General features: G+C 38.9%; 17 protein-coding genes and 1 pseudogene. 5 read left to right on the top strand and 13 right to left on the bottom strand.

The window, feature by feature from the left end; all coding sequences use genetic code 11:
* The first annotated feature begins 387 nt into the window (after nucleotides 1–387).
* Nucleotides 388–939, top strand: a complete 552-nt coding sequence (locus FC73_RS03215) for a biotin transporter BioY (RefSeq protein ID WP_010022465.1) — start codon at nucleotides 388–390, stop codon at nucleotides 937–939.
* Nucleotides 932–1,714 carry an energy-coupling factor transporter transmembrane component T family protein gene (locus FC73_RS03210; protein WP_010022463.1) on the top strand — a complete coding sequence of 261 codons (783 nt, stop codon included), beginning with the start codon at nucleotides 932–934 and terminating at the stop codon, nucleotides 1,712–1,714. Before FC73_RS03215 ends, FC73_RS03210 begins: the two co-directional genes overlap by 8 nt.
* On the opposite strand, the gene FC73_RS03205 is transcribed toward FC73_RS03210, so the two are convergent.
* The 4 genes from FC73_RS03205 to FC73_RS03190 form a co-directional block, all read right to left on the bottom strand.
* Nucleotides 1,698–2,051, bottom strand: coding sequence for an MmcQ/YjbR family DNA-binding protein (locus tag FC73_RS03205; RefSeq protein WP_029327169.1), 354 nt, complete (start codon nucleotides 2,049–2,051; stop codon nucleotides 1,698–1,700). The genes FC73_RS03210 and FC73_RS03205 overlap by 17 nt on opposite strands.
* 1 nt (nucleotide 2,052) lies before the next feature.
* A complete protein-coding gene (locus FC73_RS03200; protein ID WP_010022460.1) occupies nucleotides 2,053–3,168 on the bottom strand; it encodes a glycerol dehydrogenase in 1,116 nt (371 codons plus the stop codon).
* Nucleotides 3,169–3,285: 117 nt separating this feature from the next.
* Nucleotides 3,286–3,942: a histidine phosphatase family protein gene (locus FC73_RS03195; protein ID WP_010022459.1), complete on the bottom strand. Its 657-nt coding sequence runs from the start codon at nucleotides 3,940–3,942 to the stop codon at nucleotides 3,286–3,288.
* Nucleotides 3,943–4,024: 82 nt separating this feature from the next.
* Nucleotides 4,025–6,685 carry a YfhO family protein gene (locus tag FC73_RS03190; protein ID WP_010022458.1) on the bottom strand — a complete coding sequence of 887 codons (2,661 nt, stop codon included), beginning with the start codon at nucleotides 6,683–6,685 and terminating at the stop codon, nucleotides 4,025–4,027.
* 318 nt (nucleotides 6,686–7,003) lie between these two features.
* Here FC73_RS03190 and FC73_RS03185 point away from each other — a divergent pair, with 318 nt between their 5' ends.
* Nucleotides 7,004–7,525, top strand: coding sequence for an HdeD family acid-resistance protein (locus FC73_RS03185; RefSeq protein WP_010022457.1), 522 nt, complete (start codon nucleotides 7,004–7,006; stop codon nucleotides 7,523–7,525).
* A gap of 47 nt (nucleotides 7,526–7,572) precedes the next feature.
* Here the strand turns inward: FC73_RS03185 and FC73_RS06985 are convergent, their stop codons facing one another.
* Nucleotides 7,573–7,746 (bottom strand): hypothetical protein, encoded by a 174-nt coding sequence (locus FC73_RS06985; protein WP_010022456.1) that lies wholly within the window; start codon nucleotides 7,744–7,746, stop codon nucleotides 7,573–7,575.
* 146 nt (nucleotides 7,747–7,892) lie between these two features.
* Between FC73_RS06985 and FC73_RS03180 the strand changes: the two genes are divergently transcribed.
* Together FC73_RS03180 and FC73_RS03175 are read left to right on the top strand one after the other, a co-directional pair.
* Nucleotides 7,893–8,837, top strand: a complete 945-nt coding sequence (locus tag FC73_RS03180) for an NmrA family NAD(P)-binding protein (protein WP_010022454.1) — start codon at nucleotides 7,893–7,895, stop codon at nucleotides 8,835–8,837.
* A 123-nt stretch (nucleotides 8,838–8,960) separates the two neighbouring features.
* A pseudogene (locus FC73_RS03175) lies at nucleotides 8,961–10,293 on the top strand (replication-associated recombination protein A).
* 69 nt (nucleotides 10,294–10,362) lie between these two features.
* Here the strand turns inward: FC73_RS03175 and FC73_RS03170 are convergent.
* The 8 genes from FC73_RS03170 to FC73_RS03140 all read right to left on the bottom strand — a co-directional run bounded on the left by FC73_RS03170 (nucleotide 10,363) and on the right by FC73_RS03140 (nucleotide 19,752).
* Nucleotides 10,363–10,614 carry a hypothetical protein gene (locus tag FC73_RS03170; protein WP_010022452.1) on the bottom strand — a complete coding sequence of 84 codons (252 nt, stop codon included), beginning with the start codon at nucleotides 10,612–10,614 and terminating at the stop codon, nucleotides 10,363–10,365.
* Nucleotides 10,615–10,666: 52 nt separating this feature from the next.
* The gene (locus FC73_RS03165) at nucleotides 10,667–11,404 is read right to left on the bottom strand and encodes an acetoacetate decarboxylase (protein ID WP_010022451.1); all 738 of its coding nucleotides are present in this window, start codon (nucleotides 11,402–11,404) and stop codon (nucleotides 10,667–10,669) included.
* A 213-nt stretch (nucleotides 11,405–11,617) separates the two neighbouring features.
* Nucleotides 11,618–12,688, bottom strand: coding sequence for a ketopantoate reductase family protein (locus tag FC73_RS03160; protein WP_010022449.1), 1,071 nt, complete (start codon nucleotides 12,686–12,688; stop codon nucleotides 11,618–11,620).
* Between the two features lie 177 nt (nucleotides 12,689–12,865).
* A complete protein-coding gene (locus FC73_RS03155) occupies nucleotides 12,866–13,906 on the bottom strand; it encodes a ketopantoate reductase family protein (protein WP_010022447.1) in 1,041 nt (346 codons plus the stop codon).
* 358 nt (nucleotides 13,907–14,264) lie between these two features.
* Nucleotides 14,265–16,853 (bottom strand): hypothetical protein, encoded by a 2,589-nt coding sequence (locus FC73_RS03150; protein ID WP_010022446.1) that lies wholly within the window; start codon nucleotides 16,851–16,853, stop codon nucleotides 14,265–14,267.
* 159 nt (nucleotides 16,854–17,012) lie between these two features.
* Complete coding sequence (locus FC73_RS03145) at nucleotides 17,013–18,521, bottom strand: FGGY-family carbohydrate kinase (protein ID WP_010022445.1); 1,509 nt, start codon at nucleotides 18,519–18,521, stop codon at nucleotides 17,013–17,015.
* A gap of 300 nt (nucleotides 18,522–18,821) precedes the next feature.
* The gene (locus FC73_RS07180) at nucleotides 18,822–18,899 is read right to left on the bottom strand and encodes a hypothetical protein (RefSeq protein WP_478210285.1); all 78 of its coding nucleotides are present in this window, start codon (nucleotides 18,897–18,899) and stop codon (nucleotides 18,822–18,824) included.
* A gap of 460 nt (nucleotides 18,900–19,359) precedes the next feature.
* A complete protein-coding gene (locus FC73_RS03140; protein WP_010022444.1) occupies nucleotides 19,360–19,752 on the bottom strand; it encodes a hypothetical protein in 393 nt (130 codons plus the stop codon).
* Nucleotides 19,753–19,754 lie beyond the last annotated feature (2 nt).

The raw sequence follows: 19,754 nt of genomic DNA, 5'->3' as shown, positions 1-19,754 counted from the left end.
TTAGGACTATTCATAGTATCCGTTTCGGCAATTAATTTTGCCAAAGCGTACGCTATAATAAAAAAAGCTAATCATAACTGATTAGCTCACCCAAAAAACCGCACCAAACTTGCGAATATGGAAGGGATGTCCTAGCATCTCTTCCTTTTTTTATTACACATTAATTTTACGATTTAGGATAAAATTTGTCAACAATTAAACCACCACATAATTCTTTTAAGGGAACTAAAGTTGCATATTTAATTATGTGTCTACAACACTACCAAGCCAAAGTTCTTACGTAACATTATGTCAAGATAATGATCCCAAAAAGTGATTGTAGAATGATAATCTAATCGCTATCCTTAATTAAACACATTCAGTCACTTATTAAGGAGATAATTACTCATGAAAACCAAAGAACTCGTCTATGATGCATTATTTGCGGCCATCGTCATCGTTTTAGGCCTCTTTCCACCAATCACACTGCCATTCATCCCAGTACCAATCACCATCCAAAGCATGGGTGTCATGCTGCAAGGCAGCTTTCTTGGTAAGAAGAATGGCTTCATCAGTTCCCTGCTGGTGGTAATCCTTGTGTTAATTGGTCTGCCGGTCCTTTCTGGAGGACGCGGTGGCCTGGGAATTCTAACTGGACCCACTGGTGGATACTTTATCATCTGGCCCATCGCAGCTTTTGTCATCGGCTACCTAGTTGAAAAGTTATGGAAGAAGATTAACTTCTGGAAATACCTCATTGTGAATATCATTGGTGGAGTCATTCTGATCGACTTTTTTGGTGCTTTATATCTCTCAGTAATTGCCCACATGTCAGTCATGGCGTCTCTAGTTTCCAATCTCGCGTTCATCCCAGGTGATTTCATCAAAGCCGTTATCGTCAGTCTAATTTGTGTCGCCACCAAAAAAATCAGTCTCATAGCACAAATTAAACATGGATAACTTCATCTTCGGTTCATACGTTGACAACCACTCATTTCTCAATCGGTTAGATCCGCGGACTAAACTCATTTCCATCACCATCATAACCATGGCTTTTATGTGGACAACTACCCCATTTCAACTTGGAATGAACGTTTTAGTTTTACTTTGGTTGTATTATTTGGCCCAAATCAAACTCGGAATGGCATTAAGTTCAATCAAACCCATTTTATTCATCTTAGTGTTTATCTTAATTTATCATGGAATCTTTCCGAGTCACCACTTGAGTCTTAGCCACGTCAACATCAGTGGCTGGTTGGATGGACTTCAAATTTGTATCAAAATCATCCTCATGATCCTGGTCGCTGCTCTCCTATCCTTTACCACAAGTTCAACCGAACTGGCCCAGGGAATGTCACGCTTGATCAGTCCGCTGCGATTCTTCCATGTTCCGGTGCCACAACTTTCGCTCATGGTGACACTTACCTTACAATTCGTACCCATCATTTTAAATGAATTAAACGACATTAAAACCGCTCAAATCAGTCGTGGAGTTGACTTCTCTCCAGCAAAACTGACAAAGAAAATCCAACTCCACGTTCAACTCATCATTCCGTTGTTATTCGCTATCACCAATCATGCTAACAAGATGAGTGATGCTCTTGATGCCCGCGGCTACGCAACTAATTCAAAAACCACTCGTTATCATGAAACCCATTTTAGGAAATTAGATGGTTGGTTCTCACTCGCCATCATAGTTTATTTAGCAGTAATCCTCACTATTGGGTCATTTTAAAGCTATCTTTTATCATCTTTTGAACCTGTTTTGAATCCACGTCACCCAACACAATCGTGATCCAGTGTTCCTTATTCATATGATAGGCGGGCAAATAGCCTTTCGATTGTTTCAAAAGACCAGCAACGTCTGGATCTACCTTCACGTCCAGTACGTCAATTTCATCGGTTCCATCTAATCCCAATCGGTCTTTTGGAACGTCCATAATCAGAGCAAACCACTTTTGGTCGTCCTTGTGGCGAAATGCCAAGTACTTCGGGTATTCCTTAAAGGGATGGTCTGGTTCAACGTCAAATTGCTTTTTAATGTATTTGATGACATCATCACGAGTTTGCATTTTAATCACCAAGTCCATTCTTAACCTGATATTCATGACTGAATTCTGAGACGGTCTTCATGGCGTTCATCACGTCGATTGGAGTGACGGAGACTGGTAAGTTAACCATAGTATCACTTGGATCACATGCCTGCGTGGCAGCCCTCATTAACTCTTTATCACTGGCAGTTCCCAATTTTAAGTCTTCCAACGTGGTCGGTAATCCAAATTCTAAGTCGAAACTCAAGTACTTCTCGAAGCGCCGATGATCTGAACCAGTCAGAACAAGTTCACATAGAGTCCCAAAGGCAACTTTCTGGCCATGGGATAATTGGTCAATTTCACCACTTAAGGCCGTAAAACCGTTGTAAATAGCGTGTGCGGCAGCTAATCCGCCACTTTCAAACCCAATTCCACTAAGAAGCGTATTGGCTTCAACGATATTATCAAGTTCTGGTGTCACAGATCCAACCACGTTAGCGGCTACCGCTAGACTTCCATACTTGAACAGTGTCTGTTCACACTTTTGTCCAATTGATTCACCAGCCAATGTCGATTTTCCACCCAGCATGTTAGTTCCATCGGACTTTCGGGTGTCAGTTGCTTCAACGTTGGTAGCCATAGCGTCCGCCATTCCAGCAATCAAGAATTTCACTGGGGCATGACTGATGACCTTCGTATCCAAAATAACCATGTCAGGATTTTTCTTGTAAAAGCGATAGTGGTCAAATTGACCATTGTCCGTATAAATCACCGAAAGACGCGAGCACGGAGCGTCGGTAGAGGCAATCGTTGGTGCAATCACAACGGTAGTATTCAGGTTATCCGCAATGGCCTTCGCACTGTCGGATACTTTTCCACCACCAAGCCCAATCACAACGTTATCACCTTTAGTTTGGCCAATCTTAGTTACCCGATCAATCTCACTTTCTGATGATTCACCCGTAAAATTAACTACTTCCACGTCAAAATCGTTCTTTTTTAAGTACTCCGCAAAGTCATTACCAATAATTTTTAATACCGACGGACTTGATAGTAACAGGACCCTCTTACCAAATTTACCAATACGATCAGCGCTGTGCATCAAGACATCCGGTCCTTGAACATAGTTACTGGGACTCGCAAATAATTTAACCATCTCAATCACTCCTTCTTAAATTGATTTAATTATATTATTCACAAACTACGAAGTAAACCATTTGGAAAATTTACATAATAAAAAAGAAGTTGAGACATCTATCTCAACTTCTTTTTTCTATACCTTACCTAAATTGTTAAAGTACTCAACCTTAATGTCCTTATCGGTAATAATCAGCTTGGTAATACTACCGTTCTTAGCTGGTTCTCCGATATCCAAAGCTGGATTATAACGGTCAACGATGGAACGAATGGTCATTCCGTGAGAAACAATCAAGATCTTGTCGCCATCTTTCGTATTTTCACGAATTCGATCGATCCCACGGTCAACCCGTTTCCAGAACGTCTTGTTGTCTTCGGCGTTATTATATAAATCAGCCTTTGCGATTAAGTCCCGGGCTTTCTCCAGTCCAAAGTTCTTAAGTACCCCAGCTTCAGAGGTGGTCTTTACCTGTTCACCAACGAATTGCCACATCTGTTCCAGATTTTCACCCTCAAAATATCCGTGAAATTGTTCTCGCAATTCCGGGAACTGGTAACTAATGATGTTGATGTTATTATTGTTAGCTTGCAGAATGTGATGGGCGGTCTGAATGGCACGTCCCGAATCACTACTAAAAGCCGCATCAAAATTAATGTCCTTTAGTCTCTCACCAGCATTATCAGCGTCTTCCAAACCCTTCTTGGTTAACGGTGAATCAATCCATCCCTGAACCTTGTTGTACAGGTTCATATAAGTTTGTCCATGTCGTACTAGATATGCAGTTACTTTCATAGTTATTACCTCACTCGTTTTCTTAACACTAACCTAATTATAACAAAAAAGCATTCCCAAAGTGTTTTGGGAATGCTAGTTTTTATTTATTTCGTTTGCGGTAGAAGAACCATTCTGAGAAAGCACCAATGATTCCAACTAGGGTCAGAATTAATCCAAGAATTAGTCCTGGAGTTCGATAATGGAAGTGAAGCGTGTGCTTTCCAGGTTTCAACTTCAAGCCTGTCATTCCATCACCAACCATCAAGGTTTTGACCTTCTTGCCATTTTCGGTCACATGCCATCCCTTATCGTACGGAATACTCAACATCAGTACGTTTCGTTTTGGCGTGGTCTTAACGTGACCAGTAAAATCAGATCCAGAAAGTTTCAGGTTTTCGGGATGATCAATTTGCAACTTGTAAGGTTGTGTCTCATCAACAAACTTATTAAAGGCAGCATTATCAAGTCCAGAGAAGCTCCTAAGCAAGCTCTTCTCCTTGATCGCATCCGTTACAACCAGTTTTACGGTATACTTTTCACCCCTTTTAAAGTGACCCAAGTAAACATTTTCGGTTCCAAGCATCTTGTATCTGTTAGGAAGCGGCTTACCATTTACGAAGATCTGATCATTATACAAATTGGCGTTAGCCAAGTACATGTACTGGTTCCCGGTAATGGTTGGATTGATCGTAAGATGATACTCATATCCATCAATTTGGTCCATTAACTTCGTGTTATAAGAGCTAGGCATCTTGTAATGCCGTTTATTGGAACTATTCACGGTTACCTGAGCCCGATGCATATACTTCTTCTTGGTCCCAGCTTCATGCTGGACAAACTTATTTAAGTTAATGAAGACGTGGTTCTTTTTCAACTTCGTCTTAACGATCTGATCTGAAACGGCATAACCAAGACCACTAAATCGGTTATCTTTTTTATTAACGGCCTGCCCGTTTGGCAAAATCGTCAGATGATTCGTAATCCCCAACAGTTGATCTGTAACGGGTGAACTCCCAATGACACTGACTCTTCGGACGTTTCGTGATGATAATCCTAGTTTAGAGAGAACGTCCTGCGTATGCATGTTCAGCGTAGAACTGTATCCACTTACCCCTCTGAAATTAAAGATAATGGAATCATTATACTGATTATAGGCTTGATTAATAATATGACTGTAAATCTGATTGTCAACGTCATTCCGATGGAAAGTTGTCTGGTCCTTCTTATTATCAATTTTTCGATCAATAATTCCCTTTGACTGGTTATAGGCGTTCTCAAAACGCTTCTGATTACCAAACGAAGCACTTTGTCTGACACCGTTAACCAGTTCGCCTTGAAGCGAAAGATAGAGGTTGACACCCATTTCAACACACAAAACGGCGAAAATCAGGTACCAAATCTTCTTGCCATAGCGATTAGCGGCTACTAGCAATCCGGTCGTCAGTGCCACGAAGACTATGGCAATCAACAGATGGGTGTTGCTAACAATCAGCTGGTTATTTACCTGTTGCATATGGTTAAAGAAAATAATGATATCAGCGCAAATGTAGCCAATCACGAGTAATGCAGCCACAATCGACCCGGCCGTTATGACAACCCGATTATTCTTAAACGCACCATTAATGTAGGCCTCGTAGGCAAACATAATCATTACGAATCCAAACATGAAGGCTTCACGATACGGGAAGCCCGCTGGATTTTGGAACATGTGCCAAATGGTGTTAAAGGTGGTAATCCACATGCCTAAGAAAATGGCACCCACCAACCAAAATGAAGCGTGTTTTTGTCGTTTCGAAATCTTTTTAGAGAACCAGAACACCAGTAATCCCATGATAAAGATGGTTCCCACAAAAATACTGGGGTCGTGTGATAAGCGTCCCATAAAGTTGTTGGCACCCACCCCTAAATTGGCGAAGACAGCCGGACTAAACCTTGGGTATGGAATAAAATCCCAAATCTTGAAGAGCCCTTTACTAGTCGAGAGCATCCCCACGATTGATGGAATTAACATGAAACCAGATAACAAGGCAGCAATAATCGAACTGATCACGTACTTGCACGTCATGGAACCGTGGACCTTTAAATAGTGCCAAAAGCCCGTCTTAATAGGGCGATTCAAGAAGACTAGGTAAACAAAGTAGATTACGGAGTAGATACATAACATGTACCCCATGTAGTAATTCATGATGATAATCGCTGTCAGAGCAACCACATAACCACCCCACTTGCCCTTGTAGAAAAGACGTTCAATCCCAAGGGTCAAGAGTGGGAGAATCATCAAGGCTTCGAGCCACATGAAATCGTAGAAGTAGAGTGCCACGTAACCACATAAACTGTACGCAACGGCTGCCATGATCTGCATCATGTCTTGTCTTTGGTACTTTACCTTCAAGAAGAAGGCCATTGACCAACCAATTAAACCGATCTTAATCAAGATGATGATGGAAATCAGAATTGGCAAGTGAATCACGCTGAACCACGAGACTAGCAGGTTCAATGGACTCATGAGGTAATAGGTGTAGATTGGCACCGTATTGTCACCAATGGATACCAAGAATGAGTATGAACTTAGAGTATGATGCAGCATTTGATCACGAAGTAGCTTAAAAAATGGCATGTATTGGGTGAGTAAGTCACTCAATAATAAGTTATGATTACCGAACGGCGTGATTCCATAAATGGCAAATACGATACAAGCAACGATAACTGGGATGATGAACGCTGCCGCATAGTACTTCCAAACATGCATTTTCTTTTTCATAAATAAAATTTCCCTCTATACTAAGTATTTGTAAAAATATGTAACTAAATCTCATTGTATTATATTTTTGTGACGCAACCTAACAAATGTGACTATTTTTAAAAATGTTTTTATAGTTTAAATTTTTCAATTCAAGCCGTTCATGACTAATCCCCAATGCTTCGGTACTAAGATACGTCAACTCCCCACTTAATCATTCCCATTTTCAATTAATCTTCCTAATATTCTACCCCGCCAAATCTCAAAGGGTGGCTTATTTCTTAAATTTTGGTAAAATGAATTTAAGCTTAGGCTAATAAATAAAAAAGGAGTGTTTATATGTTTAGTAAAACAAAGGGCTTTGATCCGTTTTCATTGGTTATTGGAATCCTGAGTGTAATTTTGTCACTCTTCATTTTGAGAAATCCATTGAACTCATTTAAAGCATTGGTTTTCGTAATTGCTATCCTATCGATCGTTGAAGGTATCTTCAAGATCGCTGAAATTTCTCAACTGGACCGATCATTAGGAATGTCACCAGTTTGGCTAATCATTAACGGTGTACTTGATATCATCATTGGTATCTTAATCTTCTTAGATCCAGCCGTTGGTGGAATCTACATCTGGTTGATGTTATCAATCTGGTTCATCGTCGATTCACTGTTCGAACTATGGTACAGTCGTTTTGCTGAAAGGAACCACAAGGGTTACTTCTGGTTTGAAGTTATCCTTGGAATCGTTGGTTTAATCTTAGGAATTGCCCTATTATTTCAACCAGCCATGGCAATGTCCGTTGCATTATTCCTAGTAGCATTCTACTTCATGTTCTTCGGAATTTTGTTAATTGTTCGTTCATTCTAGGCCAAAATAAAAGATCGCGAATTCGCGATCTTTTTTTATGCCATTAATTATTTACGGTCCTTATTTGGTTCTTCAGGACGGTCACTACGTTCAATGTGTTTATGGATTTCTTTACCCTTAGTTGAACGGTTTTCATGGCCACGATCCTTTTTATGATCGTCTTTTTCTAATTTATGCAATAAATTTTTTTCTTGTTTTTCACTAGGTCTTCTGTCACTCATACTAAACCCTCCTCTTCTGTTTATACGTTCTTATTATATCATTATCGCGAAGGCATTCATAAATAATCATTTCATAAAATGGATTAATTGCCTTTTAAAAAGATTAATGCTAATTTTTAAGTAATGAAGACGAAGGAGAAATCACTATGAAATATGGAGTTACCGCTGGAACTGGTCGTTTCGGCGAACGTGCTATTCTGGGTTTAATCCGACTGGTGCCAGTCGAAGACATCGTCGTGATCGCAAGAAACACCGAGAAAGCCAAAAAAATGTATCCCGCTGGCGTTGAGATTAGAAAGGGTGACTACAACGACACCGAAAGTCTGGACAAAGCCTTCGATGGAATTGATAAGCTCCTGTTTGTCTCGTCACAACCGAATCCCAAGCATCCCCGCTACGTTCAACATGAAAACGTGGTTAATGCTGCCGTAAAAGCCAAGGTCAAATTCATTGCCTATACCAGTTTCCCCCACGCTAACATCGCCAAAGTTCCATTAGCGAAGGATCATGCTAAAACCGAAAAATTAATCACAGATACCGGAATTAAGCATTCCTTTCTGCGCAATAACTGGTATCTAGAAAATGATGCCAACTTCATCAAACGGTCCGCTAACGGCGAAGACTTCATCTTCTCGGCTGGAGACGGTAAGGTTGGATGGGCGGAAGAAAAATACTACGCTTATGCCGCTGCCAAAGTCTTGGCAAGTGATGAAAAGACGAAAGACGTCTACGAATTCTATGGAAATGAACACACTTACGCCGATCTGGCAGCTTCGGTAATCGCTAACACCAATCAAGATTTTAAGGTCAGACTGCTAAACGACGAAAATTATCGCAAAGCACTGGCTGAACGGGGCTTTGAATCAGGATCAATTGATTTTATGGTCGACGTTCAGGACATGATTCGTGCGGGTGTCCTCGACGAAAACATTGACGAGCAGGCCGTGAAGTTCGGGATGACTCACCAAGAAATTTTAGAAAACAACACGGACAATGATCCCGATCTACCACAAGTCATCGGTAGACCCCTTCCCACTCTTGATGAGCAGGTCAAAGATCTACTGTCAGATAAACCATCATACGAAATCTAAAACCAAACTCCCTTAATTAAGGGAGTTTTTTAGTCCCATCGATTGCATGATTGAGTCAAGTGGTCTAACTTGAATGTTATTAATACTATCAATCAGATTCATTCTGAGAATCGAAGTGATCAAATGCGACAAGAATCCCTATTTGCCAATCCAGACCAAAACGAACCACTCGCAAGTCGGGTTCGTCCCAAGAACCTGGATCAATTTGTCGGCCAACAGAACTTACTGGGTCACGGCAAAATTTTACGCGAATTAATTGAAAACGATCAGGTATCCTCCATGATCTTTTGGGGACCACCAGGAGTTGGTAAGACTACTTTAGCTGAAATCATCGCCAAAAAGACCCAATCAAATTTCTTTAGCTTTAGTGCCGCCGACAGTAGCATCAGTAAAATTAAAAAAATCATGCGTCAGGCTGAACAAGATCAGGAAGTGGGCCAGAAAACCATCGTCTTCGTGGATGAAATTCACCGCTTTAATAAGGCGCAGCAGGATGCTTTCCTTCCCTACGTTGAACAGGGCAGCATCATCTTAATCGGAGCAACGACCGAGAATCCATCGTTCGAGGTGAATTCAGCGTTGTTGTCACGTTGTAAGGTCTTCGTCTTACACGCTTTGAAGCCCGATGACATCGTCTCACTTTTAAACAATGCCATTAAGAATCCGAATGGTTTTGGGAAACAGCACGTTCAGATCGGCAAAGATGAAATCAATGAGATTGCTAATTTTGCTAACGGAGACGCGCGCAAGGCCTTAAACACCCTGGAAATGGCAGTCTTAAATGGCGAACAAAAGGATGGCGTAACCACCATCACCCTCAACGACTTAAAACCGTTAATTAGTAATAAGTTCGTCTTGTATGACAAAAACGGTGAAGAACACTACAATATATATCATCTCCGCCTTGCATAAATCCATGCGTAATAGTGACGTTGACGCCGCCATCTACTGGCTTTCACGGATGTTAGATGGTGGGGAGGATCCACTCTACATCGCCCGTCGACTAGTCCGATTTGCGAGTGAAGACGTTGGCTTGGCTGACACGAACGCCTTAAACGTTGCCATTAATGTTTTTCAGGCCTGTCAGTTCTTGGGGATGCCCGAATGTGACGTCCACCTCGTTGAAGCCGTTACATACCTGTCACTGGCGCCCAAATCAAATGCCCTTTATAAGGCCCGTTTGGCGGCAGCAAAAGACGTCAAAGAAACTGCTGATGATCCGGTACCGCTTCAAATCAGAAATGCTCCAACAAAATTGATGAAAAACTTAGGCTATGGGAAGGGCTACGAACTGGCCCATAACTATAAGGATAAATTAACCACCATGAAGACGATGCCACCGTCCGTAGCTGGTCACGTATACTACAAGCCAACCAGTCAGGGACATGAAGTTCGGTTTAAAGAACGTTTGGAACAAATCAAAAAGTGGCATCAAGAACATGATCCCAAAAATTAATTTCCATCTAAAAAAGCTTTCAGCCCAATAATTGGAACTGAAAGCTTTTAATTTACATAAAACAAGTCCTTAATGATTAAATAACGCTCCCACGGTGATCAAAACCGCCATAATGATGCCAAGGATCCAGAAATTAGCCGCAAATAATCCAATGGTAGCAGCTAAAAGAAACATTAGTAGGAGACAGCCACAAGCGGTACTACTAATAAATTCAAACAATAACCAGACCAAGAACAGAAAAATAAAGATTGAGATCGCGACAGTCATTTTTCGCCTTTCTTTCAAATAATCATTTTTAACATATAGTATATTTAACCACAAAAAATGAACCCCTAAAAGTAACTTTAGAGATTCATAATATTACATATTCAGTTTAGCTGAGATAATCATAAATTTTCTTCGGTTGTGGAAGCGTCAGGTCGGCGATAATGTCACTTCCGCCCACCATCTCTCTAACAGGTAAATCAGCCACCGGAGCGTGGACATGTTCAAAGAGCTGCAGACGGGCTGGACTGGTCCAAGCATCCTTCACGTTCAGATTAGTAATCATGCTCTCCGTCAGCTCAACGATGCGAGGCGATCCATCGTAGTCACGCATGATGTTCAATCGATAATTGGGTTGCGTCAGTTCATCTTCTGCGGTCATCAGATCCATGGGTTGATATCGGTACCCCATGGTTCCCTGGGCAACACGTAAGGATCCGTAGTCCAGTGTTGCAGCCAGGGTTTCGGTACCGTCAATGTAGACCCGTGGTTTTCCCAACTTTTTAGGAAAGGCAGCGGTTTCTCTTCCCGAGGCAATCGAAGGAAAGTTATCAACGTACATGGCTAAAGTAAATTCTCCCATCTTACCCTTAAAGGTGCACGGAATGATCTGACAAGCTTCCGTATAACTACCACGTCCAGTAGCATCTGGCATCTTGATAAATTCAAACTTAACCTGGTTTCCTCTCGGCTTGAGTGGTTCTGGGAGAATCTTTTTTAAAGCATCTCCATCCGTCTTGTACCTAAAACAGACAAACTCCCGGTTAATGTATGAAACTTTGGTTTCTGGAAAAGCTGGATCATTAATGGGGGTTGTGATTTTTTTTAATAGTTCCTCTTTTTTCATAATCTCTACCTACTTCTTATTGATGTATATTCCCACGTTTTCTCGTATCTTTCGAATTCAAAAAAGTTGAATCCAGTAAAATTATGTTGCGTGAGCAAGTGAAAGTCAAAACAAAGCGCTTAGACTGGGATTATTAGTAGGTTAATGAAAATATAAAAAAAGTGAATCTCTAAAATAAACTTAGAGATTCACCGTAACTGTAAATAGAATTACTTAAACGATCATGGGCAGGGCTTTTCTAGCAAATTCCTTGCTCATAAGGTCAGCAAAACGGTCTTTCGTGTCGGCAAAATCTGGAATCGTGTTCGTATCCTGAGCTTCGTCAATAATTTGAATAATGAGGTCATTAAAGGGCGTTTCAATGTAGTGTTTACGTCCCTTACTGGCGATTAAACCGTTGATGTCATGAACTTCCGTCGGACGATTCCGTTTCAGATCATAGAGCATGCTACTCTTCAGGTTGCCATTTTCAGTAAACGCCCTTCTCAAGCAGTTTAGTTGCATGTCCTCATCGTACTGACCGTTCAAAGCGAAGTCGTAGGGATCGTACTCACCCATGTTGGCAAAATTGATCCCTTCAGCAGCTCCAACCTGCAGTCCTTCAGAAATAAGGTGGAGCGCACCCTTTAAGCCAATCGCGTCGTTTGCGACTTGCCCATAGGTGACGTTGCCAGCGGCTGAAAGACCACCAAACGATGCACTAACCAATAAATTAGCCCATTTGGCTCCCAGGATATTGCCCGAAATTCGCGTTCCACCAACAAAGCTTAAGACGTGTTGGATGATACGAATCCGTAGGGTGTCTTTCCCGTTCAATTCCCCAATCTGAAAGGCGTTCTTCTCAAATGCGGGCAGAAGCGTGTTAATCTCAGCTTCGTTATTTTTAAGCATTCGACCACCAAATTCCACGGACCCAGCAACCATTTGTTCTGGATCAATTACTTCCGCAATCGTAGCTTCCGGAACCCCATTTTGCAATGAAACTAACGTGCCATCGGGTTTCAATACTTTTCTAATCTCATCTAACACTTTATCGTTATCAGGCTGCTTAGTTAAAAGGAGTACTAAGTCATAGTCATTTGCGTGTAATTCGCAGGGAATCTTACCTGAGACCGGAACTCTAAACTCTGCCGATCCGTTGACATGGGCTCCCTGACTATTTAAGTCGCCAATGTGTTTATCATTATTCGCAATTAAATCAACGTGTTTTTTACCGTATGCTTTCGTTAAGTAAGCTCCAATAATGGTGCCGAGTGAACCAGCACCATAAATTGCAATTTTCATGCTTGTCACTCCCCATCTGTTATTCGAGTCCAATGATTAGTGGACTCATGAAAAAGTATGTGGGGTGAATCACATAAAGTCAATGTAAAGCGCTTAGACTGGGGATTTTACAAGGTTGTGTAAAGTTCAAAAAAGAGCATTTCCAAACTAAGGTTGAAAATACTCTCATATTTTTTACTATTTATTATCTAGGAGCTTTTGAAATTGTGTCATTGTATCGTCAAATTGGGGTAATTTGCCCGTGTCCTGCGCGTTAGAAACAATCTTGATTATCAAATCATTAAAAGGTGTCTTAATGCCGTACTTTTTACCAGTATCAGCGATTACCCCATTAATGTCATTAACCTCAGTTTTATGACCCTTCTCGAGATCTTGCAACATGCTAGCTTTCAGGTCCTTACTGTTTGCCATGGCTGACCTGAGATATGCCAGTTGACCCGATTCATCATTACGGTGATCCATGGACAATGAACTCAGATCATGGTTGCCCATTTTGGCGAATTTTACACCGTCAGCATGGCCTACTTTCAAGCCCTCATTGACAATGTTCAACGCCGCCTTTAAGCCGATTTCACTGTCAGCAATCTGACCAAACGTTGCATCACTGGCCGCTGACAATCCGCTAAATGATGAATTAACTAAGAGTTTGGACCATTTGGTTCCCAGCAAGTTATCAGAAACGGCCGTGCCACCAACGTGATTCAGCACTGCTTGAACCTGCTTAATTCGATCCGTACCTTTACCGTCGAGTTCACCAATCTGAAACGCCGCATTCTCAAAAGCCGGTTGGGCGGTGGTCAATTCAGATTCATTGTGATTGAGCTGCGTTCCACCAAATTCAACCGATCCAGCTACGATGTTCTTAGGATCAATCACCTTTGAAACCGCGATTTCTGGAACCCCATTTTGCAGTGAAACTAACGTGCCATCTGGTTTTAACACTTCTTTGACCTTGGGAAGCACTTCGTCGTTATGCGTTTGCTTCGTCAAGAGAAGCACCAAATCGTACTCATTCAGTTTCAATTCATCGGGAGTTTTAGCGGAAACGGGAACCGTAAAATTGGCGGTCCCGGTAACGGTGGCTCCCTTCTCGTTTAAATCTTTGATGTGTTGGGGATTGTCAGCGATCAAATCCACGTGATCTTTGCCATACGCCTTGGTCAAATAAGCACCAATAATGGTGCCAAGTGAACCTGCGCCGTAGATTGCAATTTTCATTCTTATCACACTTCTTTCTTTTTAATCTAAAAGAAGTATGTGGCTGTGAGAATGGAAAGTCAAAAATGTGAACTTGCGGTGAGTTATAGTTTATTTAAAAATAGGTAAACAAAAATAAAATGTACATATAGAAATGATAATACATTCGAATAAAATACAATCATATTAAATAACCGATTTTGGAACACTAATTTTTAATTAATTATATCCAACACTGCCAACAACTAAATTGATCGCAATGTAATGCAACTTGATCTTTAAAATAAATTATATAAAAGTATATCTTTACTAATTAGAAAGCTATTTACTTAGCATTCCAAATTCATATACTTCCTCTGCAATTTTATTCTTCAGATTCTTAAATAAAGTGTCGAAATTCTTTAAATCTGAAAACAATTCCTGGCCCCCCATAGTTCTTAATTAACTGTTTTATTTGAAACCATCCAGCATCCCACGCATCATATGACATACTATCATCAGCCGATAAAGCTAAAGTACGCAATCTTAAAGACTTTCTCCAAACATTAGTTGCCTGATCCAAAACTTTCCTTGCAGTTGGAGATAATTCTCTTTTTTTTAATTGAGTAGTAACAAATCTATTTTTATCTCCATTTACATCATTAAATATAACATCTTGATTCTGCCTATTTGCTTCTTCTTTTACAGTATTAATATCAACCCAAAACCACTGATTTGCCCACTTACATTGAAAGTTTTTTAAATTACTAAATCCACCATTTCTGTAAGCCGCTTGTTTACTTTGAGAATCAAAAAGGGAAAATACTAGACTATCATTTACAAATTCCTGGTAACCATTCTTTTCCACATTTGGTATTTGATAATTATCTCTATCATTTAACCAATTCCTGTCAATAGCTCTTCTAGCAGAAAACATCACAATAGTTTTATCAAAATTTTCTTCTATTACATTAAATCCATGACCATTAGAAATTAAACTTGATGCTAGCCACACACCACTTCTATTTTCAGATATTCTACTTCCCTTAAATTGTAAATATCCAAGGGAATTTTGTTTTAGTTTACCAGATGATTTTCCAGATGTGATTTTCATAGCTGACGTTAATGAAGGGTAGTTAGAAACAAAATTAGATAAGGAATTATCAAATGAGGCCCAGCTATTTTCTAGTAAATCGGGTGGAAAAACCATTCTCATAGTCTTCTTTAAATTATCCTTATTAATTACATTATAAGTACCTGATTTGTCGTCATAATTAGTTTCCTCAACTTTAAAATTATTTGTCATATCCTGAATTTCAATATTATTTTTCTGTAATTTTAATGTCACAAAAACAATAGGCCAATTACCTGAAGTATCACTAAACTCGTCAGATTTAAAAACAATACCTCTATCAACTTTGAATTCTTCAAAGAACTTTTTATTGAATAGATGCCAACCTTTACCACCAGTAAAAAAAGTTGCTGGCATAAAGAAACCAATACCAGCTCTCTTTAAATCAAAATCATCAATCAACTTTAATATTCTTCCAAGAAATTGTGAGAATAGTTGTTGTGTTGCTGCCCCCCCCAGATTATGTTCTTTCATGAAAGAAACAATTTTGTTGTTTTTTGAATTACTTGATTTGCTTTTCCCATTTGTTCGTTTATTACTATTTTCCGTTGCAAATGGGGGATTAGTATAAAAAATTACATTCTTACCTGTTCTAGAAGCATCAATAAGATTATTATATAAACGATTAGGCATTTTCCAATTAGATGGATCGGGATTATCGGTAGGATTTTTATCAACATCATCATTTAAAAAATCATATCGAAAAGAAATCGCTTCAGGATTTCTATGTGAACTTAAATTAACTTCTCCTTGATGAATAGTGGAAGAAAATAACATATCATAGCTGAAATCTCGAGTTAAATTTTTATCTCCAGCAGCACAATCCCAAATAAGAGCTTCATTTTTATAATTATTACCAAAACTTTTTTGTAAAACCTTATCTGCTTGATCAGCCCAGATAGTAGGAGTCCAAAAGTCACCACTCTTTCTGCGTTCATCATCTTTAATTAATCTATCTACCATATCTTTAAGTCTGTCTTTCTCGTTAGGAGAAAAGTTTCTATCATAACGCTTAAAGAATATTTGAAATTCGCTCCCATTAATATCTATTGATTTATCATTAGGTAGGTGTAGTTTATTATGATTCCCTGGATTTTGATAATATTCATCTTGGTCTTCAACTAATAGTAATTTCATAAATGCATTAACTGCATCAACTGGATTAACTTTTGTAGAATTTTTAAGTACAATTTTCTCAAATTGAAGAAATAACCCATTAATATTTTTATCAGTAACACTCACTTTGAAGTTATCACCTTGTAACTTCGTATAACTATCAATTTCATCAAACATATTTTTAATATTTAAATATTCTTGCTTTAAAGTAATTCCCTTTTCTAAGAAATCATATGTCCATACTTTCATATTAGGATCTTTTGTAAGATCGTCCATTAACTTAGTGTCATTTCTATAAGCATCACTAGGACGTGTATCCCAATTATATTTATTATCATCAACATAATGATAAAAATTTGGTGCATATAAAACAAAAGCTTGATTTTCGTCTGCACCAACAATGACATTAGGTAAACTCTCACCTTGCTCTTTAAAAATATGCATATAGTGGATACATTGTGCCATAATGCGTGATCTATCGTAATCTTTATTTAAATCAGTACCGTCTTTAAACTCCATTAATAATTTTGTTGGAATAAGTTCATGAGTGGTTATTAGACCATCTACATTATATGGAGAATTCATTTCAGGTGAACTTTCCTTATCATTATTTTCAACAAAATATTTTCTAAAGATAGTTCTCCATGCATTTTCTACATCTTTTTCATTTTCTTTATTCTTTAATGTCTCATCAAGTAATCTCACATCACGTTGAGTTATACGTTTATTTCCTTTACTCATAAAGAAAACTCCTTAACATAAGTCTAATATTATTTTTAAATTATAATTGACTAAGAGTGGGCAAAACCCACGTCTGTCATGAGTATAGCATGACCATTGCAAAAAAAAGAAACCTATAATCGGTTTCTTTTTTGAAAATTAAATAATATCAAAAATTCATCATTTACTTATTAGCTCATTATACTTTTCATAAAATCCCTTAGTATCCGTATATGCCAAACGATACAACTCGTAATACTTATTGTATTTCTCGTGTTTTACAAGATCGGGTTCAACCTTTTCATTAATCTTAATCCACTTCTCGGCATCCTCAGGATGGATTTGATCCAACCCAATTCCCGTCAAAATGGCACTTCCAAGGTCGGCTTCACCACCAGAATCAGTCGTTTTGACGGTTTTACCCGTCACGTCCGCAATAATCTGGACCATTTTCTTCGAATTGCTGACACCACCAACTAGGGTAAACGAATCACCGATGTAATCACCAAACTGTTCAATGCTTTGACGCACCGAGTACGCAATGGCTTCCTGAAAGGCGTTGAACATTTCATAACGCTTCGTCGTCATCGAAATTCCAAAGATGGTTCCCCGTACGTTGGAATCCCAAATCGGACTGCGCTCACCCATGAAGTATGGCAGGACAATCAAGCCATTACTACCCGCTGGAACTGCTTCACTTTCTTCATCCAACATTCTTGTACCATTATTGTTATCGACTTCCTGCGCAAATTCACGGGTAAACCACGCAATCACGGCACCAGCAGTGTTCGCCCCGGCAAAATTATAGTAGTATTCTTTAGGCTTATAAGCATAGGGCCAGATGATCAAGTTATCATCTTTCAGCGGTTTGTCAGTTACCAAAGCCGCGTTCATTGACGTTCCGAGTGCGATTGTCATGCGCCCGGCTCCAAGCACACCAGTACCAACCGTAGCCGGACCCACGTCAACACCCGTGTTAAAGATTGGCGTGCCAGGATTAATGTCCAGCTTTTGTGCCCACTCATCACTCACTTTTCCGGCAACGTCGGTACTAGCAATCATTTTCTGGGGTAATTTCTTCAAGTCAATTCCCAGCTTATCGGCTAATTCGGGTGACCACTCGTCATCATTAATATTGAAAACACCCGCTAAATTGCCTGCCGCAGAATAATTAATGCTGATATTTCCCGTTAACTTATAGATGACGTACGATTCGGGTGGCAAAAATTGATAAGTGTCCCGATAAAGTTCTGGCTGATGTTGTTTCAACCACATAATTTTAGTGTAACCATAGTATGGATCCGCCAAATTACCGGTAATGTCCATTAGTTCAGCTTTACTAACGAGTTTTAAAGCCTGGTCAGTTTCTTCAGTAGCGCGCCGATCCATCCAAATCAGAGCTGGTCCAAGTGGTTGACCCGCTTTATCAACTGGAACTCCCGATCCTCCATAGAGACCGTCAATTCCAATACCGATAATATTTTTACTATCAACCTTTTCAGCCAGATCTTTAATCAGAGTCGTAGCCGCATTAAGCCAATCATCCGCATTTTCTTGAGCCCATTCTGGATACGGGTTTTCTAATGAATACGAAACACGGCCCTGCGAAATAATATCACCAGCGGTCGTCATCAAGATGGCCTTGGTGCTGGAAGTGCCAATGTCGATTCCAATAATGTATTGTGTCATGTCAAAGTCTCCTTTGGAAAATACGATGAGGTATTTTTGTTACCTAAGTTTATCCTATTGAGGGAGATTTGTTAATGAGTGAACATGAAATGGAATAAAAAAAGAGATGCCGGAATGGACATCTCCATAATAGATCATTCAATAATTCAAATCTCATCTCGAGCATTCTTATAAATTATACCCACTATTAGGTCAACGTTTTATAGGACTTTAATATGAACAAAATATGGCCTTAACACAAAATAAACACTACTAGTAATGATATAAAACCATAAAGTTGGACACATTGTATAATCCCTTCTAATTGGTTTGCTCCTGGAATTGAATCACAGATGAGCCGCCTAGATTTTTAATCCGATCATTGTTGTAATAATTTATTGCTCTACTTATTAGTAAAAAAACTGAATTAAGATATGGCTATTTGGATAAACTGTAAGAAATGATTTTACCGTAAAATAAATCTAAAACAAGATTTTAATAAAGACGTTCTGAATTTGATTTAGAACCGTACCGCAATTCAGTGATATCAGTAACTAACTTTTGATAATGGCGATCTGTTAAAAACCTTCGGTTTAATTTATTTTACATGTTTGCCCATGTGGTTAATTATTTTGTTCCCAATTGTTTAAATCTGTCTACCCAATTAAATATTAAAATACGTGATTTTATCTCATATCTCTGACATAACTGAATTGAACTAACCTCATTAAGGTATTAATAACCATCATTATTTTAGCTCATAATTAAATTTCGACATAACAGAACCTCTTAAGTTGAGATCTATGTTCCACTTAATAGGTTCATATCAAGCGAGCTTTTCAATACAACTAATCAAATATCAGGAAGCTAATGTAACCTGCCGATCATTATATTCAGGAACAGCACTTTTTATTTTATCCATAAATGATTCATCTTTATCTACCTTTAAAATTGGTACATGATTTGTTTTTACAGCTTCATCTACTTCATATACAATCGATACTAGTAAAGTAACCAATAGATCAAAATGGAATAAATAACTATATAAATAACTTTTCAATTCTTTCCATTTCATTGTCTTAAACAAATTAAAACATAAAACAAATTGATTTTTTGAAAGTAATAATAAAGTTTTTAAAGAATCAATAAATGATATCTTTATATTTCTATCCCTAAAAGATAACATAATATCAAAAGTCCTTAAAAAGAAAGTAATTATCATACTAAAAACAATAATAATTAAATATAACATAA

The sequence above is a fragment of the Fructilactobacillus fructivorans genome, from assembly GCF_001434095.1.
Classification (GTDB): Bacteria; Bacillota; Bacilli; order Lactobacillales; family Lactobacillaceae; genus Fructilactobacillus; species Fructilactobacillus fructivorans.
The sequence above is the reverse complement of the archived record's forward strand: the minus strand, read 5'-3'. Positions and strand labels throughout refer to the sequence as shown.